This is a genomic window from Streptacidiphilus monticola, assembly GCF_042658505.1.
In the GTDB taxonomy this organism is placed as follows: Bacteria; Actinomycetota; Actinomycetes; order Streptomycetales; family Streptomycetaceae; genus Streptacidiphilus; species Streptacidiphilus monticola.
Map to the genome: position 1 here is coordinate 72,054 of NZ_JBHSQJ010000022.1, position 22,368 is coordinate 94,421.

19 protein-coding genes are annotated in these 22,368 nt (G+C 72.8%); 4 read left to right on the forward strand and 15 right to left on the reverse strand.

What is annotated here, in order from left to right; all coding sequences use genetic code 11:
• Positions 1-339 precede the first annotated feature (339 nt).
• The gene (locus ACFP3V_RS07295) at positions 340-1,005 is read right to left on the reverse strand and encodes a lysophospholipid acyltransferase family protein (protein WP_380581016.1); all 666 of its coding nucleotides are present in this window, start codon (positions 1,003-1,005) and stop codon (positions 340-342) included.
• An 84-nt stretch (positions 1,006-1,089) separates the two neighbouring features.
• On the opposite strand from ACFP3V_RS07295, the gene ACFP3V_RS07300 reads away from it, so the two are divergent.
• Positions 1,090-2,235, forward strand: a complete 1,146-nt coding sequence (locus tag ACFP3V_RS07300; protein ID WP_380581018.1) for a threonine aldolase family protein — start codon at positions 1,090-1,092, stop codon at positions 2,233-2,235.
• A 246-nt stretch (positions 2,236-2,481) separates the two neighbouring features.
• Here the strand turns inward: ACFP3V_RS07300 and ACFP3V_RS07305 are convergent, their stop codons facing one another.
• Both ACFP3V_RS07305 and ACFP3V_RS07310 read right to left on the reverse strand, forming a co-directional pair.
• On the reverse strand, positions 2,482-3,165 hold the full coding sequence (locus ACFP3V_RS07305) for a response regulator (protein ID WP_380581020.1): 684 nt from the start codon (positions 3,163-3,165) through the stop codon (positions 2,482-2,484).
• 38 nt (positions 3,166-3,203) lie between these two features.
• Complete coding sequence (locus ACFP3V_RS07310; RefSeq protein ID WP_380581022.1) at positions 3,204-4,454, reverse strand: sensor histidine kinase; 1,251 nt, start codon at positions 4,452-4,454, stop codon at positions 3,204-3,206.
• Positions 4,455-4,567: 113 nt separating this feature from the next.
• Here ACFP3V_RS07310 and ACFP3V_RS07315 point away from each other — a divergent pair, with 113 nt between their 5' ends.
• Positions 4,568-5,596: an SAM-dependent methyltransferase gene (locus ACFP3V_RS07315; protein WP_380581024.1), complete on the forward strand. Its 1,029-nt coding sequence runs from the start codon at positions 4,568-4,570 to the stop codon at positions 5,594-5,596.
• Positions 5,593-6,735, forward strand: coding sequence for an NADH-quinone oxidoreductase subunit D (locus ACFP3V_RS07320; RefSeq protein ID WP_380581026.1), 1,143 nt, complete (start codon positions 5,593-5,595; stop codon positions 6,733-6,735). Before ACFP3V_RS07315 ends, ACFP3V_RS07320 begins: the two co-directional genes overlap by 4 nt.
• 323 nt (positions 6,736-7,058) lie before the next feature.
• Here the strand turns inward: ACFP3V_RS07320 and ACFP3V_RS07325 are convergent, their stop codons facing one another.
• The 7 genes from ACFP3V_RS07325 to ACFP3V_RS07355 all read right to left on the reverse strand — a co-directional run bounded on the left by ACFP3V_RS07325 (position 7,059) and on the right by ACFP3V_RS07355 (position 13,348).
• Positions 7,059-8,246, reverse strand: a complete 1,188-nt coding sequence (locus ACFP3V_RS07325) for a hypothetical protein (protein WP_380581028.1) — start codon at positions 8,244-8,246, stop codon at positions 7,059-7,061.
• A 126-nt stretch (positions 8,247-8,372) separates the two neighbouring features.
• On the reverse strand, positions 8,373-8,867 hold the full coding sequence (locus tag ACFP3V_RS07330; RefSeq protein WP_380581030.1) for a DUF3180 domain-containing protein: 495 nt from the start codon (positions 8,865-8,867) through the stop codon (positions 8,373-8,375).
• A 182-nt stretch (positions 8,868-9,049) separates the two neighbouring features.
• The gene (gene folK / locus ACFP3V_RS07335; RefSeq protein ID WP_380581032.1) at positions 9,050-9,634 is read right to left on the reverse strand and encodes a 2-amino-4-hydroxy-6-hydroxymethyldihydropteridine diphosphokinase; all 585 of its coding nucleotides are present in this window, start codon (positions 9,632-9,634) and stop codon (positions 9,050-9,052) included.
• Positions 9,631-9,990 (reverse strand): dihydroneopterin aldolase, encoded by a 360-nt coding sequence (gene folB, locus ACFP3V_RS07340; protein WP_380581054.1) that lies wholly within the window; start codon positions 9,988-9,990, stop codon positions 9,631-9,633. The genes folK and folB overlap by 4 nt, the downstream gene beginning before the upstream one ends.
• A 164-nt stretch (positions 9,991-10,154) precedes the next feature.
• The gene (locus ACFP3V_RS07345) at positions 10,155-10,622 is read right to left on the reverse strand and encodes a nuclear transport factor 2 family protein (RefSeq protein WP_380581034.1); all 468 of its coding nucleotides are present in this window, start codon (positions 10,620-10,622) and stop codon (positions 10,155-10,157) included.
• Positions 10,619-11,476: a dihydropteroate synthase gene (folP, locus tag ACFP3V_RS07350; protein WP_380581036.1), complete on the reverse strand. Its 858-nt coding sequence runs from the start codon at positions 11,474-11,476 to the stop codon at positions 10,619-10,621. The genes ACFP3V_RS07345 and folP overlap by 4 nt, the downstream gene beginning before the upstream one ends.
• Positions 11,477-11,521: 45 nt before the next feature.
• Positions 11,522-13,348 carry a phosphatidylglycerol lysyltransferase domain-containing protein gene (locus tag ACFP3V_RS07355; RefSeq protein ID WP_380581038.1) on the reverse strand — a complete coding sequence of 609 codons (1,827 nt, stop codon included), beginning with the start codon at positions 13,346-13,348 and terminating at the stop codon, positions 11,522-11,524.
• Positions 13,349-13,520: 172 nt separating this feature from the next.
• Between ACFP3V_RS07355 and ACFP3V_RS07360 the strand changes: the two genes are divergently transcribed.
• Entirely contained in the window at positions 13,521-14,675 is a 1,155-nt protein-coding gene (locus tag ACFP3V_RS07360; RefSeq protein ID WP_380581040.1) for an alpha/beta hydrolase, read from the forward strand.
• 144 nt (positions 14,676-14,819) lie between these two features.
• Here ACFP3V_RS07360 and folE read toward each other — a convergent pair whose 3' ends face one another.
• The 5 genes from folE to tilS form a co-directional block, all read right to left on the reverse strand.
• Positions 14,820-15,428, reverse strand: a complete 609-nt coding sequence (gene folE, locus ACFP3V_RS07365; RefSeq protein WP_380581042.1) for a GTP cyclohydrolase I FolE — start codon at positions 15,426-15,428, stop codon at positions 14,820-14,822.
• 120 nt (positions 15,429-15,548) lie between these two features.
• Complete coding sequence (gene ftsH / locus ACFP3V_RS07370; RefSeq protein WP_380581044.1) at positions 15,549-17,549, reverse strand: ATP-dependent zinc metalloprotease FtsH; 2,001 nt, start codon at positions 17,547-17,549, stop codon at positions 15,549-15,551.
• A gap of 253 nt (positions 17,550-17,802) precedes the next feature.
• Positions 17,803-18,357: a hypoxanthine phosphoribosyltransferase gene (hpt, locus tag ACFP3V_RS07375; protein WP_380581046.1), complete on the reverse strand. Its 555-nt coding sequence runs from the start codon at positions 18,355-18,357 to the stop codon at positions 17,803-17,805.
• 119 nt (positions 18,358-18,476) lie between these two features.
• Positions 18,477-21,233: a PKD domain-containing protein gene (locus ACFP3V_RS07380; RefSeq protein ID WP_380581048.1), complete on the reverse strand. Its 2,757-nt coding sequence runs from the start codon at positions 21,231-21,233 to the stop codon at positions 18,477-18,479.
• Between the two features lie 451 nt (positions 21,234-21,684).
• On the reverse strand, positions 21,685-22,368 hold a 684-nt coding region (gene tilS / locus ACFP3V_RS07385; protein WP_380581050.1), incomplete at its 5' end, for a tRNA lysidine(34) synthetase TilS.

Genomic DNA, 22,368 nt, shown 5'->3' on the forward strand with positions numbered 1-22,368 from the left:
CGCGGTGGCCGCAGCGAAGCCACCAGGCCGCAGGGCGGCGATGACCCGCAGCGAAGCCACCAGGCCGCAGGGCGGGCCGGCCGCCCCAGGCCGTGCGGCCGAGGACGACCCCGGCCCTCAGTCAGAGCCACCCCCGTGCACGGGGGTCCCTCAGTCGGAGCCACCCCCGTGCACTGGGACCTCGCTCCTGCGCAGTGCGGCCGCAGGGTCGCAAGTCGGCAAACCGAACAGCCCTGCCCGGCCGCGGCGCAGCCGCAGGCAGGGCAGGGGCACCGGACCAGCAGCCACAACCCGCCCCTGCGTGCGCTCGCACCCCGCCCGGCGCAGCCGCGGAGGCGGCTACTCCTTCGGGGGCTCGTTGTAGACGTCCGCCCGGGGCTGGGCGGAGAGGGCGTGGATGGCGTCCATGATCTCGTCGGTGATGGCCCGGCGCACCGGGCCGGCCGGGGTCTTGCCGATGTAGTCGGAGAAGTCCAGTGGCTCCCCGAACCGCACCGTCACCCGCCTGATCCGGGGCAGCAGTTTGCCCACGGGCTGGATCCGCTCCGTCCCCGACAGCGCCACCGGCACCACCTGCGCGCCCGACGCGAGCGCCAGCCAGGCCACGCCCGTCCGGCCCTTGTACAGCCGCCCGTCCCGGGACCGCGTGCCCTCCGGGTAGATGCCGAAGGCGCCCCCCTCCTTCAGCACCTCCAAACCCGCGTCCAGCGACGCCTGCGCCGAGCGGTGCGTGCCGCGCTCCACCGGGATCGACCCCATGGACGAGAAGAACAGCTTCGTCAGCCGGCCCTTGACCCCCGTCCCGGTGAAGTACTCCGCCTTCGCCAGGAACGCGACCGGCCGGGGCGCAAGCAGAGGGATCACCGCACTGTCGATCGCCGCCAGGTGGTTGCTCGCGATGATCACCGGCCCGCGCTTGGGAACGTTCTCGCGGCCCACCACCACCGGCCGGTACACCAGGCGCGTCAGCGGGGCGAGGACCAACCGGGCGAGAGCTTGCGACACGGTTCCTCCGGGGACGACGGACAGGGCTGCCGGATCGTACGACACTTGCGGCCCTCTATGGGAGACCCGTCCGTATGCGGCAGGATGCCGAACATGTATGCGTCCACCGGAGAGTCCGACCCCCAGACCGACCCGGCCACCCGTCGCTACAGAGCCATGCGCGCCTGCACCAAACAGTTGTCGGGGCCCCGGCCGCTGTCCCTGCGCGAGCGCGCCGCCGCGCTCGCCGAAGCGCCGTACGACCTCGACGAGCGGCCGGACCAGTACGGGGACGGCGTGGTCGCGTTCCTGGAGGAGCGGGTCGCCGGGCTGCTGGGCACCGAGGCCGCCGCCTTCTTCGCCACCGGGACCATGGCCCAGCAGGTGGCCCTGCGCTGCTGGGCCGAGCGCACCGGCAACCGCCTGGTCGCGATGCACCCGCTGGCCCACCCCGAGGTGCACGAGCGCGCGGCCTACGCGCAGCTCACCGGCCTGCGCAGCGTCTGGCCGACCCGGGCGCCCCGGCTGCCCGACGCCGGTGAAGTGGCCTCCCTGGACGAGCCGTTCGGCACGCTGATGCTCGAACTCCCGCTCCGCGAAGCAGGGTTCGTCCTGCCCACCTGGGACGAGCTGACCGCCGTGGTCGCCGCCGCCCGGGACCGGGACGCGGTGGTCCACTTCGACGGCGCGAGGCTGTGGGAGACCACGGCCCACTTCGGACGGACGTTGCCGGAGATCGCGGACCTGGCGGACTCGGTCTACGTCTCCTTCTACAAGACGCTCGGCGGGATCAGCGGCGCCGCGCTGGCCGGCCCGGCGGAGCTGATCGCCCAGGCGAAGGCCTGGCGGCACCGCTACGGCGGCCAGCTGTTCCAGCAGTGGCCGGCCGCGCTGGCCGCGCTGCAGGGGTTGGAGACCGAACTGCCGCGCCTGCCGGAGTACCTGACGCACGCCCAGCTCGTCGCCGCGACGCTGGCGGACGCCTTCGCGGACGTACCCGGAGCGCGGGTCTTCCCCGAGCCGCCGCACACCCACCAGTTCCAGCTGTGGCTGCCGTGGTCGGCGGAGGTGCTGCAGGAGGCGAGCGTGCGGCTGGCCGAGGAGAGCGGCGAGTGGCTCTTCGGCTGGTTCGCGGAGCCGGGCCTTCCCGGCATCAGCTACACGGAGGTGACCATGTCCGCCCCGGCCTTGGAGTGGACCGCGAAGGACATCCACGCCGCGGTCGAGCGCTTCCGCGCCCTGCTCCCCTGAGCCGCCCCGGCGAGGGGCGCGAGGACACTGCGCGAGCAACCACCACCCGGGGAGGTCGTCCCGCGAACGGGGCCTGACCTCCCCGGGTGCTGTGTTGCTCGCGGTGGGGGCACGTCCCGCCGGGGGCGCCGCCCGCCATGGGCACTCCCGCCATGGGCACTCCCGCCCTGGGCGCCTCCCGCCATGGGGGCGTCCCGGCCGAAGGCTGGGGGAGGGTGGGGATCCTCGCGCCCCTGGGGCGGGGCGCTACGCCCCGGCGCGGACCAGGCCGGTCTCGTAGGCGAGGACGACCGCCTGCACGCGGTCGCGCAGGTCCAGTTTGGTGAGAATGCGGCCGACGTGCGTCTTCACCGTCGCCTCGGAGAGGCCGAGCTCGTCCGCGATCTCGCCGTTGTTGAGCCCCTGGGCGACCAGGAGCAGCACCTCCCGCTCACGGTCCGTCAACCGGGCCAGCTCGGGGGTCAGTTGGGGCGGCTGCTGGGCCGGCAGCACTGCCGCGAAGCGGTCGATCATCCGTCGCGTCGTCGTCGGGGCCACCACCGCGTCGCCCCCGTGCACCGCGTGGATGGCGGCGACCAGCTCGGCCGGCGGCACGTCCTTGAGCAGGAAGCCGCTGGCTCCCGCCTTGAGCGCCGAGAAGGCGTACTCGTCCAGGTCGAAGGTGGTCAGGATGAGCACCTTCGGCTCACCCGCGATGATCCCCTCCCGGATGCCCGTGACGACCCGGCGCGTGGCCTCGACCCCGTCCAGGCGCGGCATCCGGACGTCCATCAGCACCACGTCCACCTCGGTGCCGGTGAGCACGTCCAGGGCCTGCGCGCCGTCGCCCGCCTCCGCCACGATCGCGATGTCCGGCTGGGACGCGAGCACCATCCGGAAGCCGGTGCGCAGCAGTTCCTGGTCGTCGACCAGCATGATCCGGATGGGCACGGGCGCTCCTCGATCGCTTTCGGGTTCGTGGTCGTGGCTCAGGAAGCCGTGGGCGCGTCGGCGGGCCGGGTCGGCTGCTTCGCGGTCCTCGCGGCCTTCGCCGTCTTCGCGGGCTTGAGCGGCAGCACGGCCTGGATCCGGAAGCCGCCGCCGAGCCGCGGCCCGGCCTCCAGCGTCCCGCCGACCATGCCGACCCGCTCGCGCATGCCGATCAGACCGTGGCCGAAGCCGTCCTCGCCTCCGCCAGCGGCCAGTTGGGCGCTCGCGCCCCGGCCGTTGTCCTCGATCAGCATGTCCAGGCCGCTGTCGTCGAAACGGATCCGCACCCGGGCGCTGGCCTCGGGGCCGCCGTGCTTGCGGGCGTTGGTCAGTGCTTCCTGCACGATCCGATAGGCCGTCAGTTCCACACCGCGGGGCAGGTCCCGGGGCTCGCCCTCCACCGTGAAGGCCACCGGCAGGCCCGCGCTGCGCACCTGCTCCAGCAGCTCCGGCAGCTGCTCGACGCCGGGCTGGGGCACGTACTCGCTCCCGCTGTCGCCGCCGGTGCGCAGGATCCCCAGCAGCCGGCGCATCTCCTCCAGCGCCTGGCGGCCGGTGGAGGAGATGGTGGCCAGCGCCTCCTTGGCCTGCTCGGGGGCGGCGTCCATGACGAAGGAGGCGCCGTCGGCCTGCACGATCATCACCGACACGTTGTGGGCGACCACGTCGTGCAGCTCCCGGGCGATCCGGGCGCGCTCGGCCGCGACGGCGACCTGCGCCTGGGCGTCGCGCTCGCGCTCGAGCCGGGCCGCGCGGTCCTCCAGCTCGGCGTAGTAGGCGCGGCGGATACGGGTGAACCGGCCCAGCACCCAGCACAGCAGGAAGGGCGTGGAGAAGACGGAGCTGACGACGAGGTTGACCAGGGTGTGCCGGCCGAAGGAGCCGGAGCCGCCGAAGACGTACCAGGTGAGCGGCCCGGACAGGAGCCCGGCCAGCAGGGCCGCCCGGGAGGTCAGCATGGTGGCGTAGACGGCGGCGGAGTAGGCCAGGAACAGGTAGCCGAAGGCCGCCATGGTGGGCTGGACGCCGCCCGCCAGCTGGCCAAGCCCGATGGCGATCCCGCCCCAGGCCGCCAGGTCGGGACGGCGGCGGCGGAAGACGACCAGGACGCAGACCGCCGTGGAGACGGCCAGCTTGACCAGGTCGCGCTCGCCCGCGAACTCCAGCAGGCAGGTCAGGTACAGCAGGGCAGGCCAGATGACGTCCGTCACCACGGGGTGCCTGCGGAACCAGCCATAGAGGAGTTGCACCCTTCCAGCGTAGGGAGGCGGAACGGGTGCTTCCGTCGTCCAGCGGTGCCATCCGTCCCTCATCCGGAGGTCGGAGTTGGTTGTAGCCACCACGCGCTGGAAGGGTGGTCCCTGTGACGGACGGGACGCGGTGGACCACCTGGCGGGCGGCGACGGAGCGGGCGCTCTACGGCCCCGACGGCTTCTTCGTCCGCGAACCGGCAGGTCCGGCAAGGCACTTCCGCACCTCCGTACACGCGTCGGAGCTCTTCGCCGGGGCGGTGCTGGAGCTCGTGCTCCGGGTGGACGCGGCCCTCGGACACCCCCGAGAACTCGCCGTCACCGATGTGGGTGCCGGGCGGGGCGAGTTGCTGACGTCGCTGCTCCGGCTGGCCCCGGCCGGGCTCGCCGGCCGGCTGGTCCCGCGCGCGGTGGAGCGGGCGCCGCGACCGGAGGGGCTGGACCCACGGATCAGCTGGCACTCCGTCATCCCCCGGACCGCGCAGGGCCTTCTGTTCGCCAACGAGTGGCTGGACAACGTACCCGTGGACGTCGCCGAAGTGGACGAGGAGGGGATGGTCCGGCTGGTGGAGGTGGATCCGGCGACCGGCGACGAGCGCCTCGGTGACGAGGTCGGCGGCGCCGACGCCGCATGGCTGGACCGCTGGTGGCCGCTGACGGGTCCTCAGGCCGAGCCGGGCTTCCGCGCCGAGATCGGCCGTCCGCGCGACACCGCCTGGCGCGACGCGGTCGCCTCGGTCGGCCGGGGCGTGGCCGTCGCCGTCGACTACGGCCACCGGCGGGAGTCCCGGCCGCCCTTCGGCACCCTCGCCTCCTTCCGCGAGGGCCACGAGGTGCGCCCGGTTCCGGACGGCAGCCGTGACGTGACGTCACATGTCGCCGTGGACGCCTGCATGGCGGCCGTGCCCGCGAGCGTCACCCACAGCCTGTGGGCGACGCAGCGCGCGGCGCTCAGGGCACTGGGGCTCGACGCCCCGCGCCCGCCCGTGGCCCTGGCCGCCGCCGACCCGGCCGGCTACGTGCGGGCCCTGGCGGCGCGCGGCGAGGCGGCGGAGCTGACGGCGACGGGCGGCCTCGGGGATTTCGTCTGGTGGATGCACGGCGTGGGGGTGGAACCGCCCCGCCTAGACTCTGCGGCATGAGCGAGACGACGGTCAGCGTGGGCGCGGGCGCTGCCACGACGGACATGGTCCTGAACATCGGCCCGCAGCATCCCTCCACCCACGGCGTGCTGCGGCTGCGGCTGCGCCTGGACGGCGAGCGGATCAGCGCGGCCGAGCCCGTCATCGGCTACATGCACCGGGGCGCGGAGAAGCTGTTCGAGGCCCGCGACTACCGCCAGATCATCATGCTGGCGAACCGTCACGACTGGCTCTCGGCCTTCTCCAACGAGCTGGGCGTGGTCCTCGCCGTGGAGCGCATGCTCGGCATGGAGGTCCCCGAGCGCGCGACCTGGACCCGCACCCTGCTGGCCGAGCTGAACCGGGTGCTCAACCACCTGATGTTCCTCGGCTCCTATCCGCTGGAGCTGGGCGGGATCACGCCCATCTTCCACGCCTTCGACGAGCGCGAGCGGCTGCAGGCGGTGATGGAGGAGGCCTCCGGCGGCCGGATGCACTACATGTTCAACCGCGTCGGCGGCCTGAAGGAGGACCTGCCCGCGGGCTGGTACGAGCGCGTGCGCGGCGCGGTGGCCGCGGTGCGGGCCCGCTGCGACGTCTTCGAGCGGCTGGTCGGCGGCAACGAGATCTTCCGCGCCAGGACCGCGGGCGTGGGCGTGCTGACGGCGGATCAGGTCCACGCCTACGGCGTCAGCGGCCCGATCGCCCGCGCCTCGGGCGTCGACTTCGACCTGCGCCGGGACGAGCCGTACCTGGCCTACGGCGAACTGGCCGACGTGCTGCGCGTCCCGGTGCGGACGGCGGGCGATTGCCTGGCCCGCTTCGAGGTGCTGCTGGAGCAGTTGGAGAACGCCCTGGACCTCGCGGACGCGTGCCTGGACCGCCTGGCCCAGCTGCCGCCGGGACCGGTGAACCAGCGCCTGCCGAAGGTGCTGAAGGCCCCGGAGGGCGCCACTTACGCCTGGACCGAGAACCCGCTCGGCATCAACGGCTACTACCTGGTCTCGCGAGGCGACAAGACGCCGTGGCGGCTCAAGCTGCGCTCCGCGTCCTTCAACAACGTCCAGGTGCTGAGCGAACTCCTCCCGGGCACGCTCGTCGCCGACATGGTCGCGATCCTGGGCTCGATGTTCTTCGTCGTCGGCGACATCGACAAGTAGCCCGGAAGGCGCGCAGCGCCAGCAGCGCGCAGCGCGGAAGGCGCGCAGCGCGGAAGGCGCGCAGCGCCAGCAGCGCGCAGCGCGGAAGGCGCGCAGCGCCAGCAGCGCGCAGCGCGGAAGGCGCGCAGCGCGGAAGGCGCGCAGCGCCAGCAGCGCGCAGCGCTCTCCGGGCTGCGGCTGAGGTGGCGCCAGTCGGTGCACGCACGAAGCTCCGGCGACCAAATCGTGGCCCGGGCGGGCCCCTGATACGGCCGCCCGGAGCACCAGCTCCACGGGGTGAAGCTGGGCTTGCCGCGCCGCCGAAGGCTGCGTCTCTCGACCGGCTACAGGGCGCGGAGGGCGCGGAGGTCCATGGCCTCGGTCTCGTCCTCCGCGGTGAGGTCGATGACCGGGGTGTGGGTGGGGGCCGGCTCCGCAGCCGCCGGGGCGGAGGTGGGGGCGGAGGCTTCCGTCGTCGCGGAGTCGTCCTTGGTGAAACGGTCCTGCGCAGCCGCCGCCTCGTCGCCGATCGGATCGGCGAGGTCACCGAGCTTCGTCGCGATGGCCGACTCCTGGCGCTGGAAGAAGTTGAACGTCCCCGACGCCGTGGAGCCCGTCCGCGCCTCCCGCACCGGGGGCACCGCGGATGCGGGCCGGAGCGGGGGCAGCGCCGCCCGGGCCCAGGCCGGCCCGGACGCAGCCGTGTTTCGGGTGGGCAGCCCGGACTTGGTGACCGCGGGAACAGCGGGCGCGGTCGTTGCTGCCTGCGCTGCGGGCGCGGTCGTCGCTGCCTGCGCTGCGGGCGCGGTCGTCGCTGCCTGCGCTGCGGGCGCGGTCGTCGCTGCCTGCGCCGCCTGCGCTGCGGGCGCGGCCGCCGCTTCCGTCGCCGCCCCGGCCGCGGCCGGCACGGTCCCCGCCGCCGGACGGCCCGTCAGTTCCCTTCCAGCAGCGGGGATTTGAGCTGCGGGGGCCTCCGCCCGACGCGGCTTGGCGGTCGCCAGCTCCGCCTGGATCTCCAGCGCGCGCAGCGCGTTCGCCGCCCGCAGGTACGCCGCCGGGGTGGGCCGCAGGCCGCGCTTCTGCTGCTCGCGGCGCTGGGCCGCCTCCGCCTCGCGCAGCGCCTGCTCGGTGACCGCGCGGGCACGGTCCTTGAGCAGGCGGCCGTTCTCCGCCTCCGCGTGGGCGAGCTGGCTGCGCTGCGCGAGCACCCGCCGCTCCAGCCGCTTGACCTGCTCCTCGGCCGCCTCGGCAGCGGCCTCCAGCTCCGCCACCCGCTCCTCGAAGCGGCTCTCCTCCCGCGCGCGGGCCGCGCTCTCGGCGGCCAGCGCCGCCTCCGTCGCCCGCTGCCGCTGCCGGAGCAGGGCCATCGCGGCGAGCGTGCCGATCGCCAGCGCGGCGACCAGGACCCGCAGCACGGTCGCGCTGCCGCTCAGCAGCGCGGCAACGAGCGAGGCGAGAGCCAGCACGACGCAGACGAGCACGGGGGCCAGCTTGGCCAGTTGTGAGGATTGGCGGTGGCGTCCACGGGGCATGGCCAGAAATCTAGCGCGCCGGGCGAACAACTGTCAGGCGAGGGGCCGATTCACGGGACCCTACTGCCTTGACACTGCTGACAAGTGACGATGCGTCGAGACCGTCACCACGCAGAGTCGCGGCCGTCAGCGGTGGTGCGGCACCTGGGCCTGCCGCTGCTCGTCCGGGTCCTCCGGGAGGCGGCAGATGTGCTGGAGCCAGAGCCCGGCCGCCATGACGGCGACACCGGCGATGACCGCGAAGAGCGCGGTGACCGACTGGCCCTTCCGGGCGGGAGCACTGTCCCAGAGGCTGATCAGGAAGATGCCCATGCCCCCGTAGACGCCGGTGACGAGCGCCGCGACCAGCGCGCTCGCCTGGGCCAGGACGAGTGCCCGGGCGGCGGAGAGGGGGTCGACTCCCTTCGCCCCGGGCACGCGGTTGCGCTGGTCGCGCAGCCGGGCACGGATGGACACGGCGGTGGCGAGCAGCACCACGGCGATGACCGCCAGCACGATCGGCGCGGCCGGCGGGACGCCGGGCAGGGTGGACACGGAGTTCCACAGACGCGAGCCCGCCCACGACAGGGCGCCTGCGGCCACGGTGATCCCGGCCAGCACGACTGCGCGCAGTGGCTTCACAACTCCCCTTCCCGAACGGTCACTTCTCCCCACTATGCCGCACCCCGCAGGGGCGCGAGGATCCCCCACCGGGAGCAGCCCACCACCCGGGGAGGTCCGTCCCGCAGACGGGGGCGGACCTCCCCGGGTGGTGTGTTGCCGCGCTGGTGGCACTTCCCCCGAGGGTGGGGCTCCTCGCGCCCCTACGGCAGTTGCAACGACAGGTCGTCGCGGCGGCGGACGCCCTGGAGGCCGAGCGCGGCGAGCAGCTCGGCCGCCGGGCCGTGGCCCGGGACCTCCGCGGCGGGGTCCACGTCGAGCCAGGGCGCGAGCACGAACGCCCGCTCGTGCGCCCGCGGGTGAGGCAGCGTCAGCTCCGGGTCGTCCGAGACGACGCCCTCGTAGCCGAGGATGTCCACGTCGAGCGTCCGCGGGCCCCAGCGGACCTCGCGGGTGCGACCGAAGGCGTCCTCCACCGCGTTGGCGCGCTCCAGCAGCGAGCGGGGCGGCAGGGTGGTCTTCAGCAGGACCACCGCGTTGAAGTAGCTGGGCTGGTTCTCCGGACCGCCGACGCCCTCGGTCTCGAAGACCGCGGAGACGGCCTTGATCCGCAGACCGGGGGTGTCCTCCAGAGCGTCCACCGCCCCCTGCAGGGTCTCCAGCCGGTTGCCGAGGTTGGAGCCGAGGGCGACGACCGCGAGGCGCGGGTTGTGCAGGGTGGTGTCGGCCGAGTCCACCGCGTCCTTGACGGCGGCGGGCACGGGCGTGGCGACGGGATCGGGACTCATGGGCGGCTCCGGACGATGGTGATGGTCACGTCGTCGAACGGGACGGGGATCGGGGCGTCCGGCTTGTGCACGGTCACCTCGACCTCCTGGACGGCCTCGTGGGTCAGGCACTGGTCGGCGATGCGCTGGGCCAGGGTCTCGATGAGGTCCACCGGCTCGCCGGTGACGATGGCCACGACCTCCTCGCTGATGACCCCGTAGTGGGCGGTCTTCTCGAGGTCGTCGCCGTTCGCGGCGGGCCGCGTGTCGATCCCGAGCACCACGTCCACCACGAAGGTCTGCCCCTGCTCGCGCTCGCGCGGGTAGACGCCATGGTGGCCGCGGGCGCGCAGGCCCCGTACCGCGACACGGTCCAGCATCGAAGGGAACTCCCTGCTCTCGTACGACGGGCTTCCTTGCCCGACCCGACCACGCTACCCTGCGCGACCGACAGCGAAGTGCGGTGCCGGGTCCCCCGTCCGGGGACAACATGGCCGCTCTGTCCATTGATTCCCAGGCGGCTGCCCTGCTCGCGCCGGGCCTACTCGTCCTCGTCCCCGCCGCCGGTGAGCACCGGCGACCCGTGGTGGGACCACAGTCGCCACCCGTCCGACGTGCGGCGGAAGAGGTTGGTCGCGACGACCTTGCCGCCCAGCAGCGGGCCGGGCTCGCCGTCCTCCCCGGCCTCGCCGCCGGACAGGATGTTCTCGGTGCAGGTGACCAGGGCCACATCGCCGTGGATCTCCACGGTGACGTCGGTCAGGAAGAACTGGATGTAGTCCGTGTTCGCCATGATCAGCGCGTAGGAGCGGAGCACCGCCGCGCGGCCGGAGAGCAACGGCCAGCCCGGGTGCACGCAGACGGCGCCCTGCACATCGTCGGCGTCGGCTCCGGAGACCCAGACGTCCGTCATGGCGTCCAGGTCGCCCGCCTCCAGGGCGGCGTAGAGCGCCTCGTTCGCCGCCTCGACGGCGGCGACGTCCTCGTCGCGTGGCCGGCTGCCGCTCACCGGGCGGCTCGCAGGGCGGCCTCGACGCGGACGGCGTCGGCGCTGGGGCGCACCTCGTGCACCCGCACGGACCACGCGCCGGCGGCGGCCGCCAGCGCGGAGACTGCGGCTGACGCGGCGTCACGTTCCTTGGGGGGACGCAGTTCCCCGGTCAGCGGGTCGGCGAGCAGGGTGCCCAGGAAGCGCTTGCGGCTGGCGGCGACCAGCAGCGGACGGCCCAGGCGGTGCCAGGCGTCCAGGCGGGCCAGCAGCTTCCAGTCGTCCTCGCGGGTCTTGGCGAAGCCGAGCCCGGGGTCGACGACGACCTGCTCCGGGCGGACCCCGGCCGCGACGACGGCCTCCAGCTGCCGCTCGACCTCGGCGACGACCTCGGTGACCACGTCCTGGTACTGGGCGAGCCGGTCCATGGACGCGGACTGGCCCCGCCAGTGCATCACCACAAAGGGGACACCCGTCTCGGCCGCGACCTTGACCATGTTCGGGTCGGCCAGGCCGCCGGAGACGTCGTTGACCATCGCCGCCCCGGCGTCCACGGCCTGCTCGGCGACGGCGGCGCGCATGGTGTCGACGCTGACCACGACGCCCTGCCCGGCCAGGCCCCGGACGACGGGGAGGACCCGGCGCAGCTCCTCCTCCTCGGTCACCCGCTTCGCCCCCGGCCGGGTCGACTCCCCGCCGACGTCGACGAGGTCCGCGCCCTGCGCGACGAGTTCGAGCCCGTGCGTGACCGCGCGGTCGGGATCGAGCCAGAGGCCCCCGTCCGAGAAGGAGTCGGGGGTGACGTTGACGATCCCCATCACCCCGCAGCGCCCCCACTCGGGCAGCCCGGCCAACGACGGTTCAGTGCGCTCCATGCAGGAATTATCGCCCCCGGGCGGCCCGCCACTCCGCCGGACGGGCTACTGCTGGGCGCCCACCGCCACGGCCGACTGCTCGCGCGCGTCCCCGTGCGCCTGACGGGGCCTCAGCCAGCGGCGGACGAACTTCGGGGGCTCCATCACGATGAAGGCCTCCGCCTGCATCGCGGAGAGGCCGATGCGCGGCAGGTCCGCGGTGCTCGGGTAGACCAGGAAGCGGGGCTCCCAGATCGGGCGGAACTTGGCGTTGAACTTGTACAGCGACTCGATCTGGAACCACCGGGACAGGAACACCAGCAGTCCGCGCCAGGCCCGCAGCACCGGGCCGGCGCCGATGCGCTCGCCGCGGGCCAGGGCCGAGCGGAACATCGCGAAGTTCAGCGACACCCGGGTGATGCCGAGCTGCTCCGCGGCCTGCAGCGCCTTGACGATGAGGAGTTCGTTGAGGCCCGGGTCGGCGTCCCGGTCGCGCCGCATCAGGTCCAGCGAGATGCCGTCCTTGCCCCAGGGCACGAAGTGCAGCACGGCGCGGATGTCGGAGGTGCCCTCGGGGGCTCCTTCGACGGCCTTGTGGGCGGTCACCACGACGCAGCCCTCGTCGGCCGGGTCGCCGAAGCGCCCCAGCGCCATGGAGAAGCCGCGCTCGGTCTCGGTGCCGCGCCAGGCGTCGGCGGCGTGGCGGATGTCCTCGACCTCACGGGGCGTCAACTCGTCCACCCGGCGCACATGGCAGGTGTAGCCGGCCCGCTCGATGCGCTTGACCATCTGCCGGACGTTGCGCATCGCGCGGCCCTCAAGGGTGAAGTCGGCGACCTCGACCACGGCCTCGTCGCCGATCTCCAGCGCGTCCAGGCCGGCCTCGCGGGTCCACACCTCGCCGCCGGTCTCGCTGCAGCCCATGACCGCGGGCACCCAGGCGTGGCGGTGCGCCTCCTCCATGAAGACCTTGATCGCCCCGGGCCAGGCCTCGACGTCGCCGATCGGGTCGCCGGAGGCGAGCATCACGCCGGAGACCACGCGGTAGGCGATGGCGGCCTTGCCGCTGGGCGAGAAGAGCACGTTCTTGTCGCGGCGCAGCGCGAAGTAGCCCAGCGAGTCCCGGGCTCCGTGCCGGGCGAGCAGCGCGCGGACGTCCTGCTCCTCCTTGGGGCCGAGCACGGCCTCCGGCCGGGAGGGCTTGAGCAGCAGCCACAGCGTGGTGCCCGCGGTGAACAGGCCGAGCGCGGCGAGCGAGTAGTAGACCAGGTCGCCGGTGCGGTCGCCGGTGTAGTGGATCGGCCCGCCGATGCCGAGCAGGCCCCAGAAGACCTCCCAGAACCGCTCGCGCAGGCTCGGGCTGCCGACGGTGGTCCGCTCGTGGGAGCTGACGATGACCATGCCGATGCCGAAGCTGAGCACCAGCAGCACGACGAAGTTGAGCAGCGCCCGCCACCGCGTGCGCGGGTCGGACAGGGCGTAGAACTCCCGCCGGTTGAGCGCCAGCACCACGAGGACGAGCACGGTGATCACGGCCGAGCCGACATGGTGCCAGCGCAGTCCCTGCAGCACGGCGCCGATCGGCAGCACCACCATGACCGCCCGGTAGGCGCGGGCCTTCCGGCGGCGCAGGCCGTGGGCGAGCATGATCAGCAGCAGGCCCACGACGAGGGCCGCGGCGGTCGCCAGCGAGGTGACCGTTCCTGGAAGGAAGCTGGCAATCTCGTGGACCCGGGTCTCCCGGAAGTGCGGGGCGGCGGCCCCGATGATGTCGACCAGACCGACGAACGCGGTGGCGTATCCGGCGGCCCGGGGGACCCAGGGCCGGGAGACCGCGGGGAGGGTCAGCCCCTTGCGGGACGGGCGCTCTGCGGTGGTCTGCGGCTCGTTCATGAAGGCACAGCCTAGAGGTCGCGGGCAAGGAGGAGTTCGGAGCGGGGTCCGCAGGGTGATGACCCGACAAGAATCCCGCCTCCCCGGCGAACCCGAGGTGACTTCACAGCAACCTTTCAGGCATGGTTGACCGTCTGGCCTGAGGGACACAGGCCGAGGACGGAACAGAACCATGGGACTGACCAGCAAGAAGCTCGAGCTGCTCATCGCCGTGCTGGCGGTGGCGTGCTTCGTCGCCACCGTGTGGCTGTGGCCCCGGCTCAGCCGCACCAACTGGCGGGCGCTGCTCGGCCGGGTGGGACTGCTGCTGGTGAGCCAGGTGCTCACGCTGTCGGCGATCCTGCTGGCCGCCAACAACTGGGGCGGCTTCTACAGCTCCTGGGGCGACCTGTTCGGCACGGACCAGGGCAACGGCACCATTTCCACCCCCGGCACCCAGGCCTCGTCCACCCGTCCCGGCACGGCCCGCTCCTGGGTCGAGCCGGCCGGCGACCCCCGCCCGGTGGCCCTGGAGATGCCCGGCGTCCAGGCCGACGGCGGCACGGTCGAGCAGGTCCGCGTCCACGGCGGCAGCACCGGCCTGACCGAGGACGCCTACGTCTACCTGCCCGCCGAGTACGGCCAACCCGCGTACGCGCACGCCGACTTCCCGGTCGTGGTCGTTTTCACCGGCTACCCCGGGACGCCGGAGAACCTGATCACCCGGATGAAGTACCCGACGGTGGCCGCCCAGGCGATCCAGCAGCACCAGATGCAGCCGACGATCCTGGTCCTCATGCGCCCCTCGGTGGCCATGCCCCGGGACACCGAGTGCCAGGACGTGCCCGGCGGCCCGCAGGCCCAGTCGTTCTTCACCAAGGACCTGCGCACCGCCGTGGCCTCCCGCTACCGGGTCGGCCTGACCGCCCGCAGCTGGGGCGTCATCGGCGACTCGACCGGCGGCTACTGCGCACTGTCGCTCGCCCTGCGCGCGCCCCAGTCCTTCGCGGCGGCGGTGTCCCTGTCCGGGTACTACAACGCGGCCCACGACAGTACGACGGGCGACCTGTTCGGCGGCGATCCGACGCTGCGTCAGCAGGCGGACCTGATGTGGCGGTTGCGGCACCTGCCCGGCGCTCCTGTGTCGCTGCTGGTGACCAGCAGCAAGACCGAGCACGACTGGAAGGCCACACAGCAGTTCGTGGCCGCGGTGAAGGCGCCGACGCAGATATCGACGCTGTACCTGCCCAGCGGCGGCCACAACTTCGCCACGTGGAACCGCGAGACCCCCCAGGCCCTCCGCTGGCTAGGCACCCACCTGAACTCCCCCACCACCGGCACCTCCTGAGCCCGTAGGGGGCGCGAGACTGCGGCTGATCTGCGGCTCCGCCGCGTGGGCGCGAGGAACACGCCACTGAGGGAGGTCCGGCCTGCACGCGGGGACGGACCTCCCCGAGCGGTGGCGCGGCGGGATCCTCGCGCCCCTACCGGGCTATCGCCCCAGGATGAGGCTCAGCGCTTCCTGACGGGTGGTCGGATTGCGGAGCTGGCCGCGGACCGCCGAGGTCATCGTCTTGGCACCGGGCTTCCTGATCCCGCGGACGCTCATGCACATGTGCTCCGCCTCCACCACCACGATGCAGCCCCGGGCGTCGAGGATCTCCATCAGCGAGTCGGCGATCTGGGTCGTCAGCCGCTCCTGCACCTGGGGCCGGCGCGCGAACACGTCCACGAGGCGGGCCAGCTTGCTCAGACCGGTGATCTTGCCGCTCTCCGCGGGGATGTAGCCGACGTGCGCCACGCCGTGGAACGGCAGCAGGTGGTGCTCGCAGCAGGAGACCACCTCGATGTCCTTCACCAGCACCATCTCGTCGTGGCCCAGGTCGAAGGTGGTCGTCAGCACGTCCTCCGGCTCCTGGAACAGGCCGGCGAATATCTCCCGGTACGCCCGCGCCACGCGGGCGGGGGTGTCCCGCAGGCCCTCACGGTCGGGGTCCTCGCCCACCGCGACCAGCAGCTCCCGGACGGCGTTCTCGGCCCGCTTCTGGTCGAACTCCCGGACGGCTCCGGCCGAACCCTCGATGGTCACCGGGTCGATCATGGAATGCCCCTCACAAGTCTCACGTGTCCGCACACAGAAGCGGGTGCCGCTGGTCCAAGGCTACGGCCTCGGACCAGCGGCACCCGCCGTGCGGTCCTCCTGCGCGGTCCCCCGCGAGGATCAGATCTCCGGACGCTCCTGCAGGTCCGGGCCCTTCTCCAGGGACGGGGTGGTCGCGTCGGTGGAGCCGTTGGCCAGGGCCAGCTCCTTCGGCGACTGCACCGGCGGGCGGGTCGACGGCATGCGCCGCGCGGACCCGGTCCAGGCCGGACGCGGCGGGCGCTTCACCACGGGGGCGAAGATCTCCGCGAGCTGCTCCTTGTTCAGGGTCTCCTTGTCCAGGAGCTCCAGCACCAGGTTGTCCAGCACGTCCCGGTTCTCGACCAGGATCTCCCAGGCCTCGTTGTGGGCGTTCTCGATCAGCTTCTTGACCTCCTCGTCCACCAGGGCGGCGACCTCTTCCGAGTAGTCGCGCTGGTGGGCCATCTCACGGCCCAGGAAGGGCTCGGAGGAGTCGGTCCCGAACTTGATCGCACCCAGCCGCTCGGTCATGCCGTACTGGGTGACCATCGCCCGCGCCGTGGCGGTCGCCTTCTCGATGTCGTTGGACGCGCCGGTGGTCGGGTCGTGGAAGACCAGCTCCTCCGCCGCGCGCCCGCCCATCATGTAGGCGAGCTGGTCGAGCATCTCGTTGCGGGTGGTCGAGTACTTGTCCTCGTCCGGCAGCACCATGGTGTAGCCCAGGGCCCGGCCGCGGGACAGGATCGTCACCTTGTGCACCGGGTCGCTGTTCGGCGAGGCCGCCGCGACCAGGGCGTGGCCGCCCTCGTGGTAGGCGGTGATCTTCTTCTCCTTGTCGGACATGATCCGCGTGCGCTTCTGCGGACCCGCCACGACGCGGTCGATCGCCTCGTCCAGGACGTTGTTGTCGATCAGCTTCTTGTCGCTGCGCGCGGTGAGCAGGGCGGCCTCGTTGAGGACGTTGCTCAGGTCGGCGCCGGTGAAGCCGGGGGTGCGCCGGGCGACGGCCATCAGGTCGACGTCCGGGGCGACCGGCTTGCCCTTCTGATGGACCTTCAGGATCTCCAGGCGGCCCTGCAGGTCCGGCCGGTCCACGGCGATCTGCCGGTCGAAGCGGCCCGGGCGCAGCAGCGCCGGGTCCAGGATGTCCGGCCGGTTGGTGGCGGCGATCAGGATGACGCCGCCCTTGACGTCGAAGCCGTCCATCTCGACGAGCAGCTGGTTCAGCGTCTGCTCGCGCTCGTCGTGACCGCCGCCGAGGCCGGCGCCGCGGTGGCGGCCGACCGCGTCGATCTCGTCGACGAAGACGATGGCCGGGGCGTTCGCCTTGGCCTGCTCGAACAGGTCGCGGACGCGGGAGGCGCCCACACCGACGAACATCTCGACGAAGTCCGAGCCGGAGATCGAGTAGAACGGCACGCCCGCCTCACCCGCGACGGCGCGGGCGAGCAGGGTCTTACCGGTTCCGGGCGGGCCGTAGAGCAGCACGCCCTTGGGGATCTTGGCACCCACGGCCTGGAACTTTGCGGGCTCCTGCAGGAACTCCTTGATCTCCTGGAGCTCCTCCACGGCCTCGTCGGCACCGGCCACGTCCGAGAAGGTGGTCTTCGGGGTGTCCTTGGTGATCAGCTTGGCCTTGGACTTGCCGAACTGCATCACCCGGCTGCCGCCGCCCTGCATCTGGTTCATCAGGAACAGGAACACGACCACGATCAGCACGAACGGCAGCAGCGACAGCAGGATGCTGACGAAGGCGTTCTGCTTCTCCTGCTTCACCGTGTAGCTGTCCACGGTGCTGCTCTGCTTGAGGCTCGTCAGGTGGTCGGTGAACGTCGCCGCCCACTGGTCCGACGGGTACGTCGCCTGGATCTGGTTGGTGCCGTCGACGTCGTTCTTCAGCTTGACCTTGACCGTCTGACTGTCACCGGTGGTCAGCTGGACCGCGCTCGCGTTGCCCTTGTCGATCTGCGAGATGACGGTGGAGAGGTCCTCGGTCTTGTAACCGGCCGAGGAGGACACCACCTGCATCAGCACGACGACGGCGAGGACGGCCAGCACGATCCACATCACCGGCGCACGGAAGTATCGCTTCACGTCCATCCATGCGGGGCGGCTCTCGACGCCCCGTCCCTCCTGCCACTGTGCGGCATCTCACGGCCTCCGGCCGCGGGATGCGTCCTATGTCTGTCCTCGACCGTTCAATGCGAACAGCGAATTATTGGACGGTACGCGGCCATTCTCCACCACTGAGGGAGGAAAACGGCCGCGTACCGGTGTCTCACGCCTCTTCCCCGGGTCCAACGGAGGAAAACCGCGCGGTGTTCCCCGGGGCTCCGACGGGTGACCCGCTGGTTCAACCGCCGTACACGTGCGGCGCCAGGGTGCCCACGAAGGGGAGGTTGCGGTACTTCTCGGCGTAGTCGAGGCCGTAGCCCACCACGAACTCGTTGGGGATGTCGAAGCCCACGTAGCGGACGTCGATCTCCACCTTGGCGGCGTCCGGCTTGCGCAGCAGCGTGCACACCTCGAGCGAGGCCGGGCCGCGCGACTGCAGGTTGCTCAGCAGCCAGGAGAGGGTGAGCCCGGAGTCGATGATGTCCTCGACGATGAGCACGTCCCGGCCGCTGATGTCGGTGTCCAGGTCCTTGAGGATCCGGACCACGCCGGAGGACTTGGTGCCCATCCCGTAGGAGGAGACGGCCATCCAGTCCATGGTCACCGGGGAGTGCAGGGCCCGGGCGAGGTCCGCCATCACCATCACCGCGCCCTTGAGCACGCCGACGATCAGCAGGTCCTTGCCCGCGTAGTCACGGTCGATCCGCTCGGCCAGCTCGGCCAGCTTGGCGTCGATCTCGTCCTTGCTGATGAGCACCTTGGCCAGGTCGGTGCCCATGTCCTTCTCGTCCACCCGCGCTACTTCCTCAAGTGCTGATGCCTGCCGACGCCGCTGTGCACGGCCGCCCGGTCAACCTTGCCACACCCGGCCCCGGCTCAGCCGAACCAGCCCACGGGATGCCCGCCGGGCCGTCAGCCGAACCAGCCCTGCATGTCGGCGACGACGTGGACGCTCGGGCCGTGACCGTAGACGCTCCACTCGCCCACCGGGACCGGGACCACCACGGCGTTCGAAGCGGTCTGGCCTGCCGCGAAGTTGAGCGTCGAGGCGGTGGGAACCGGCTGTCCCGTCGGATGGACCGTCAGGTAGCCGGCGCCGGTGGGCTGGGTCGCGGTCAGGTCGAGCAGGACCGCGGTGGCCCCGTCCGGCACGCCGGTTGCCACCGGGAACTCCTGTCCGTCGTACAGCGGCCAGGAGTTGTTCCGGGTGTCGACCACCCGGGTGGGACCGACGGGCAGGAAGACGCTGCCCTGGTCGGGGGCGTACCAGCCCTGGATGTCGGCGACCAGGTGGGCCGGGCCGCCCTGCAGGTGGAGGCTGACCGACGCGTCCGGCCCGATCGGGACCAGGACCAGGCCCGCTGTGGTCGATCCCTTGCGGAAGTTGACGGAGGAGGTCCCCGGCACCGGGCCCGAGCCGAAGGCGGTGACGTAGCCGTCGCCCCCCGGGGAGACGACGGTCACATTGAGCAGCACGGCCTTCGCGTACGACCCGACCTGACCGACGAGCGAGATCTTGACGTTCCGGCCTGAGGTGACCGGGCCGGTCCGGGTGGTCCGGGTGTCCAGCAGCCGCCGCGGGGTGACGGGGTCCAGCAGGGCGCCGCCGGTGACCTTCGTCCCGGCCGCGTAGTAGCCGACCAGATCCGCCACCACGTCGGTGCGGACGTGGGCGTAGATCCGGATCCGGCCGTCCGCGCCGACCGGTACCGTCACCAGGTTCGAACGGTTCTCGTGCGCCGCGAAGTTGAGACTGGAGGCGGAGGGCCGCGCGCCCTGCGAGCTGTAACCGGTCAGGAAGCCGGCCGCCGACGGATTCGCCGAGGTCAGGTTGAGCACCACCGCGGTGACGCCGCTCGCGGGCGCTCCGGGGATGCCGGTCACCTTGAGCGCGAGCGTGCCGTCGGCGGCAAGCGCGCCCCTGTGTCCGCCCAGGGTGGTGCGGGTGTCGAGCAGGCGCAACGGCGCGTGGGCGACGAAGGCGCTGCCGACGACGGTGGTCGCGACGGACTTCGAGGTCCGGCCGTCCGCGTCCGTCGAGGTCTGGGTGACCTGGTACCGGCCTGGGCGGGCATACGCGTGGCTGAGCTGCTTCTGGGTTCCCGCGCTCTGCGTCACGCTGCCGTCGCCCCAGTTGACGGTCCGTCCGGTGACCGGCCAGCCGGAGGCGGCACTGCTCTCGCCCAGGGAGGCGGTCACCGTCATCGGGGAGCCGCCCACCCGGCTCAGGCCCAGTTGCGCGGTGAGCGGCGCCGGCTGCTCGACCTGGACGGAGGTGGCGGTGGAGACGGTCTGCCCGGTGTCCGTCGTCGCCGTGACCGACGGGCTCCAGGTGCCGGGCGTGACGTAGGTGTGGCTGATCTGCGGCTCGGTGGTCGTGACGTCCGGGCTGCCGTCCCCGAGCACGTAGTGGTAGGAGACGACGTGGCTGCCCCAGGGGTTGCTCTGCACGGTCGTCTGCAGCTTCTCCGCGACCGCGGGATAGGGCGCGGGCGGCTGGTCGGGGGTGGCTGCCAGGCTGACCCGGATCGGGTCCTGGAACTCCCAGGCGCCCCGGTCGACCAGGGTGCCGCCGTCCGCGGGCGCGGTGCCGACCAGCGGATCGTCCACCCGCGCTCGGCCGAGCGCGTCGGTGTCGGGGAGGCCGGTGACCGCAGGGTCCTCGCTGTCGATCGCCGCCGAATTCTCCAATGGCTGCCCGACCGCGGATATCCCGCAGGCCCCGGCGCAGTCCTGCGTGCCCTGCCCGGTCGCGGCGGTGAAGGCGTCGGCCGTGCCGTAGGGCGTGGCGCCCCACAGGTAGGGATCCCCGCTGCCGTAGGGCTGGAGGACGTTGTGGTCCGCGGTGGTGGTGCCGGTGGCGGCCGCGTCGACGGCGAGCTGGCTGCCTCCCTGGTTGGCCGACAGGACGGAGTCGGCGAGCCGGGTCCCGGTCGCCCCCGCGTGCACGGCGACGCCGTCGCGGGTGGAGTTGAAGACGGTGACGTTGGTCAGCACGGTGTCGGCCGCGTCGTCCACCACGACGCCGTCGGCCGGGCTGGCCGTGACGGCGACGACGGTGAGCCGCGTGCCCTGCGACTGGCCGTGGACCAGGATCGGCCCCCAGGCGACCCGGTCGCGGGTCGCCGTGGTCGCGGTGGACCCGTCCACGTCCAGCACGGCGGCCGGCGGAGTCTGAAGCACTCCCCGGTTCCGGGTGAGCAGGTCGGAGTCGAGCACGACGTGGTCGCTCGCGTGCACCCGCACGGCACTCGCGGAGCCGGACCCGTGGACGCCGAGGCCGGACAGCGTCACGTAGGAGGCGCCGTCGAGATCCACGGCCGGGACGGCGCTGCCCACTGCCGAACTGATGGCGCTGGTCGGCGCGGAGGGGCTCGACGGCGCCCCGAGCAGTGTGATGGGACTGCCCGCCGTCCCCGAGCGGGTGATGCGGACCGGCGGGTAGACGCCCGCCGCCAGCTCCAGGGTCTGGCCCGGCACAGCCGCGTCCACGGCGGTCTGCAGGGTGCAGTAGGGCACCTCGGCCGAGCCCCGGGCGGGGTCGGTGTCCGAGCACACGGCCGCCGCGGGGTCGACGTGGACGACGGCGTCTCCATCGGCGTGTGCCGGCAGGGTCGAAACCGCTCCGGCGACGACCATCACGGCCGCCGCCAGGCTGATGCGCCTCACGGGCGCCTCCCGTTCTTTGGTTCGTCCTGGCGTGGTTGACACCACGTCAGGCGCAGTAACCCTCGACGCCGGCCACGACGTGGACGCCCGAGGAGTGGTCGTGGATCTGGACGCGGCCGCCGGCGAGCGGGGCGGCCAGGTGGGAACAGGTCTCGCCGGGCCCGAAGTTGAGGCAGGACGTCTCCCCGGCGGCGGTCCCGCCACCGTGGCCGACAGCTGTCCGCCTCCGGTGGGGCCGGTCTCCGTCACCTTGAGCAGCGCGTGGCGCGCGGTCGGCGGCACGCCGTCGATGGGGATTCCCGGGAGGAGCGCGGCCGAGCGCCGCATCCCCCACCCCCCAGAGAGCTACCTGTGCCGCCGCTGTGCGGATGGGACCCTACGCCCGTGCGTCACGGTTGTCACTTGCCTACTTCCCGGACGAATCACCTGGTTCCGGCGCAGGCCGGACCCCTCACGGTTGACGGAACGTCAGGCGCTTGCCCTGGCGGCGCAGCAGGATGCCGCCCGGCAGGTGCACCGGTCCCTGGCCGCGGTAGCCGGTGACCAGGAGGTCCATGGCCTCCAGATGGCGGGCGAAGAGGTCGCCGCCGGGGCAGCCCGCGGCGAGGGCGGCGCGGCGCAGGACGCGGCGGCGGACGGCGGGGGGCAGGTCGGCGAGCGCGGGGACGTCGAGTCCGTCGGGGTGGGTGGCGTGGGCCTCGGCCCGCGCGGCCCAGGCGTCCAGGGCGTCGGCGTCGTCGCGGAAGAGCCGGGCGGTGCGGGCCAGGGCGTCGACGACGCCGCCGCCCAGGTGCTTCTCCAGCACCGGCAGCACCTCGTGCCGGACCCGTGAACGGGCGTACGCCGGATCGGAGTTGTGCGGGTCGTCCCAGACCGGCAGGTCGAGCACGGCACAGGCCTGACGGGTCGTCGAGCGGTCCAGTTCCAGGAAGGGGCGGCGGTAGCGGCCGGTCTGCGCCGGCATGCCGGAGAGGGAGCGGGTGCCGGAGCCGCGGGCCAGACCGAGCAGGACGGTCTCCGCCTGGTCGTCCCGGGTGTGCCCGAGCAGGACGGCGCTGGCGCCGTACCGTTCCGCCGCCCGGTCCAGCGCGGCGTAGCGGGCGTCGCGCGCGGCGGCCTCCGGGCCGCCGGCCCG

Coding starts and splice junctions, on each gene's coding strand:
- folK (WP_380581032.1), bottom strand. CDS start 9,634: ATGAGTCCCGATCCCGTCGCCACGCCCGTGCCCGCCGCCGTCAAGGAC.
- ftsH (WP_380581044.1), bottom strand. CDS start 17,549: ATGGACGTGAAGCGATACTTCCGTGCGCCGGTGATGTGGATCGTGCTG.
- ACFP3V_RS07360 (WP_380581040.1), top strand. CDS start 13,521: ATGGGACTGACCAGCAAGAAGCTCGAGCTGCTCATCGCCGTGCTGGCG.
- folE (WP_380581042.1), bottom strand. CDS start 15,428: ATGATCGACCCGGTGACCATCGAGGGTTCGGCCGGAGCCGTCCGGGAG.
- ACFP3V_RS07300 (WP_380581018.1), top strand. CDS start 1,090: ATGCCGAACATGTATGCGTCCACCGGAGAGTCCGACCCCCAGACCGAC.
- ACFP3V_RS07325 (WP_380581028.1), bottom strand. CDS start 8,246: ATGCCCCGTGGACGCCACCGCCAATCCTCACAACTGGCCAAGCTGGCC.
- folP (WP_380581036.1), bottom strand. CDS start 11,476: ATGGAGCGCACTGAACCGTCGTTGGCCGGGCTGCCCGAGTGGGGGCGC.
- ACFP3V_RS07320 (WP_380581026.1), top strand. CDS start 5,593: ATGAGCGAGACGACGGTCAGCGTGGGCGCGGGCGCTGCCACGACGGAC.
- ACFP3V_RS07355 (WP_380581038.1), bottom strand. CDS start 13,348: ATGAACGAGCCGCAGACCACCGCAGAGCGCCCGTCCCGCAAGGGGCTG.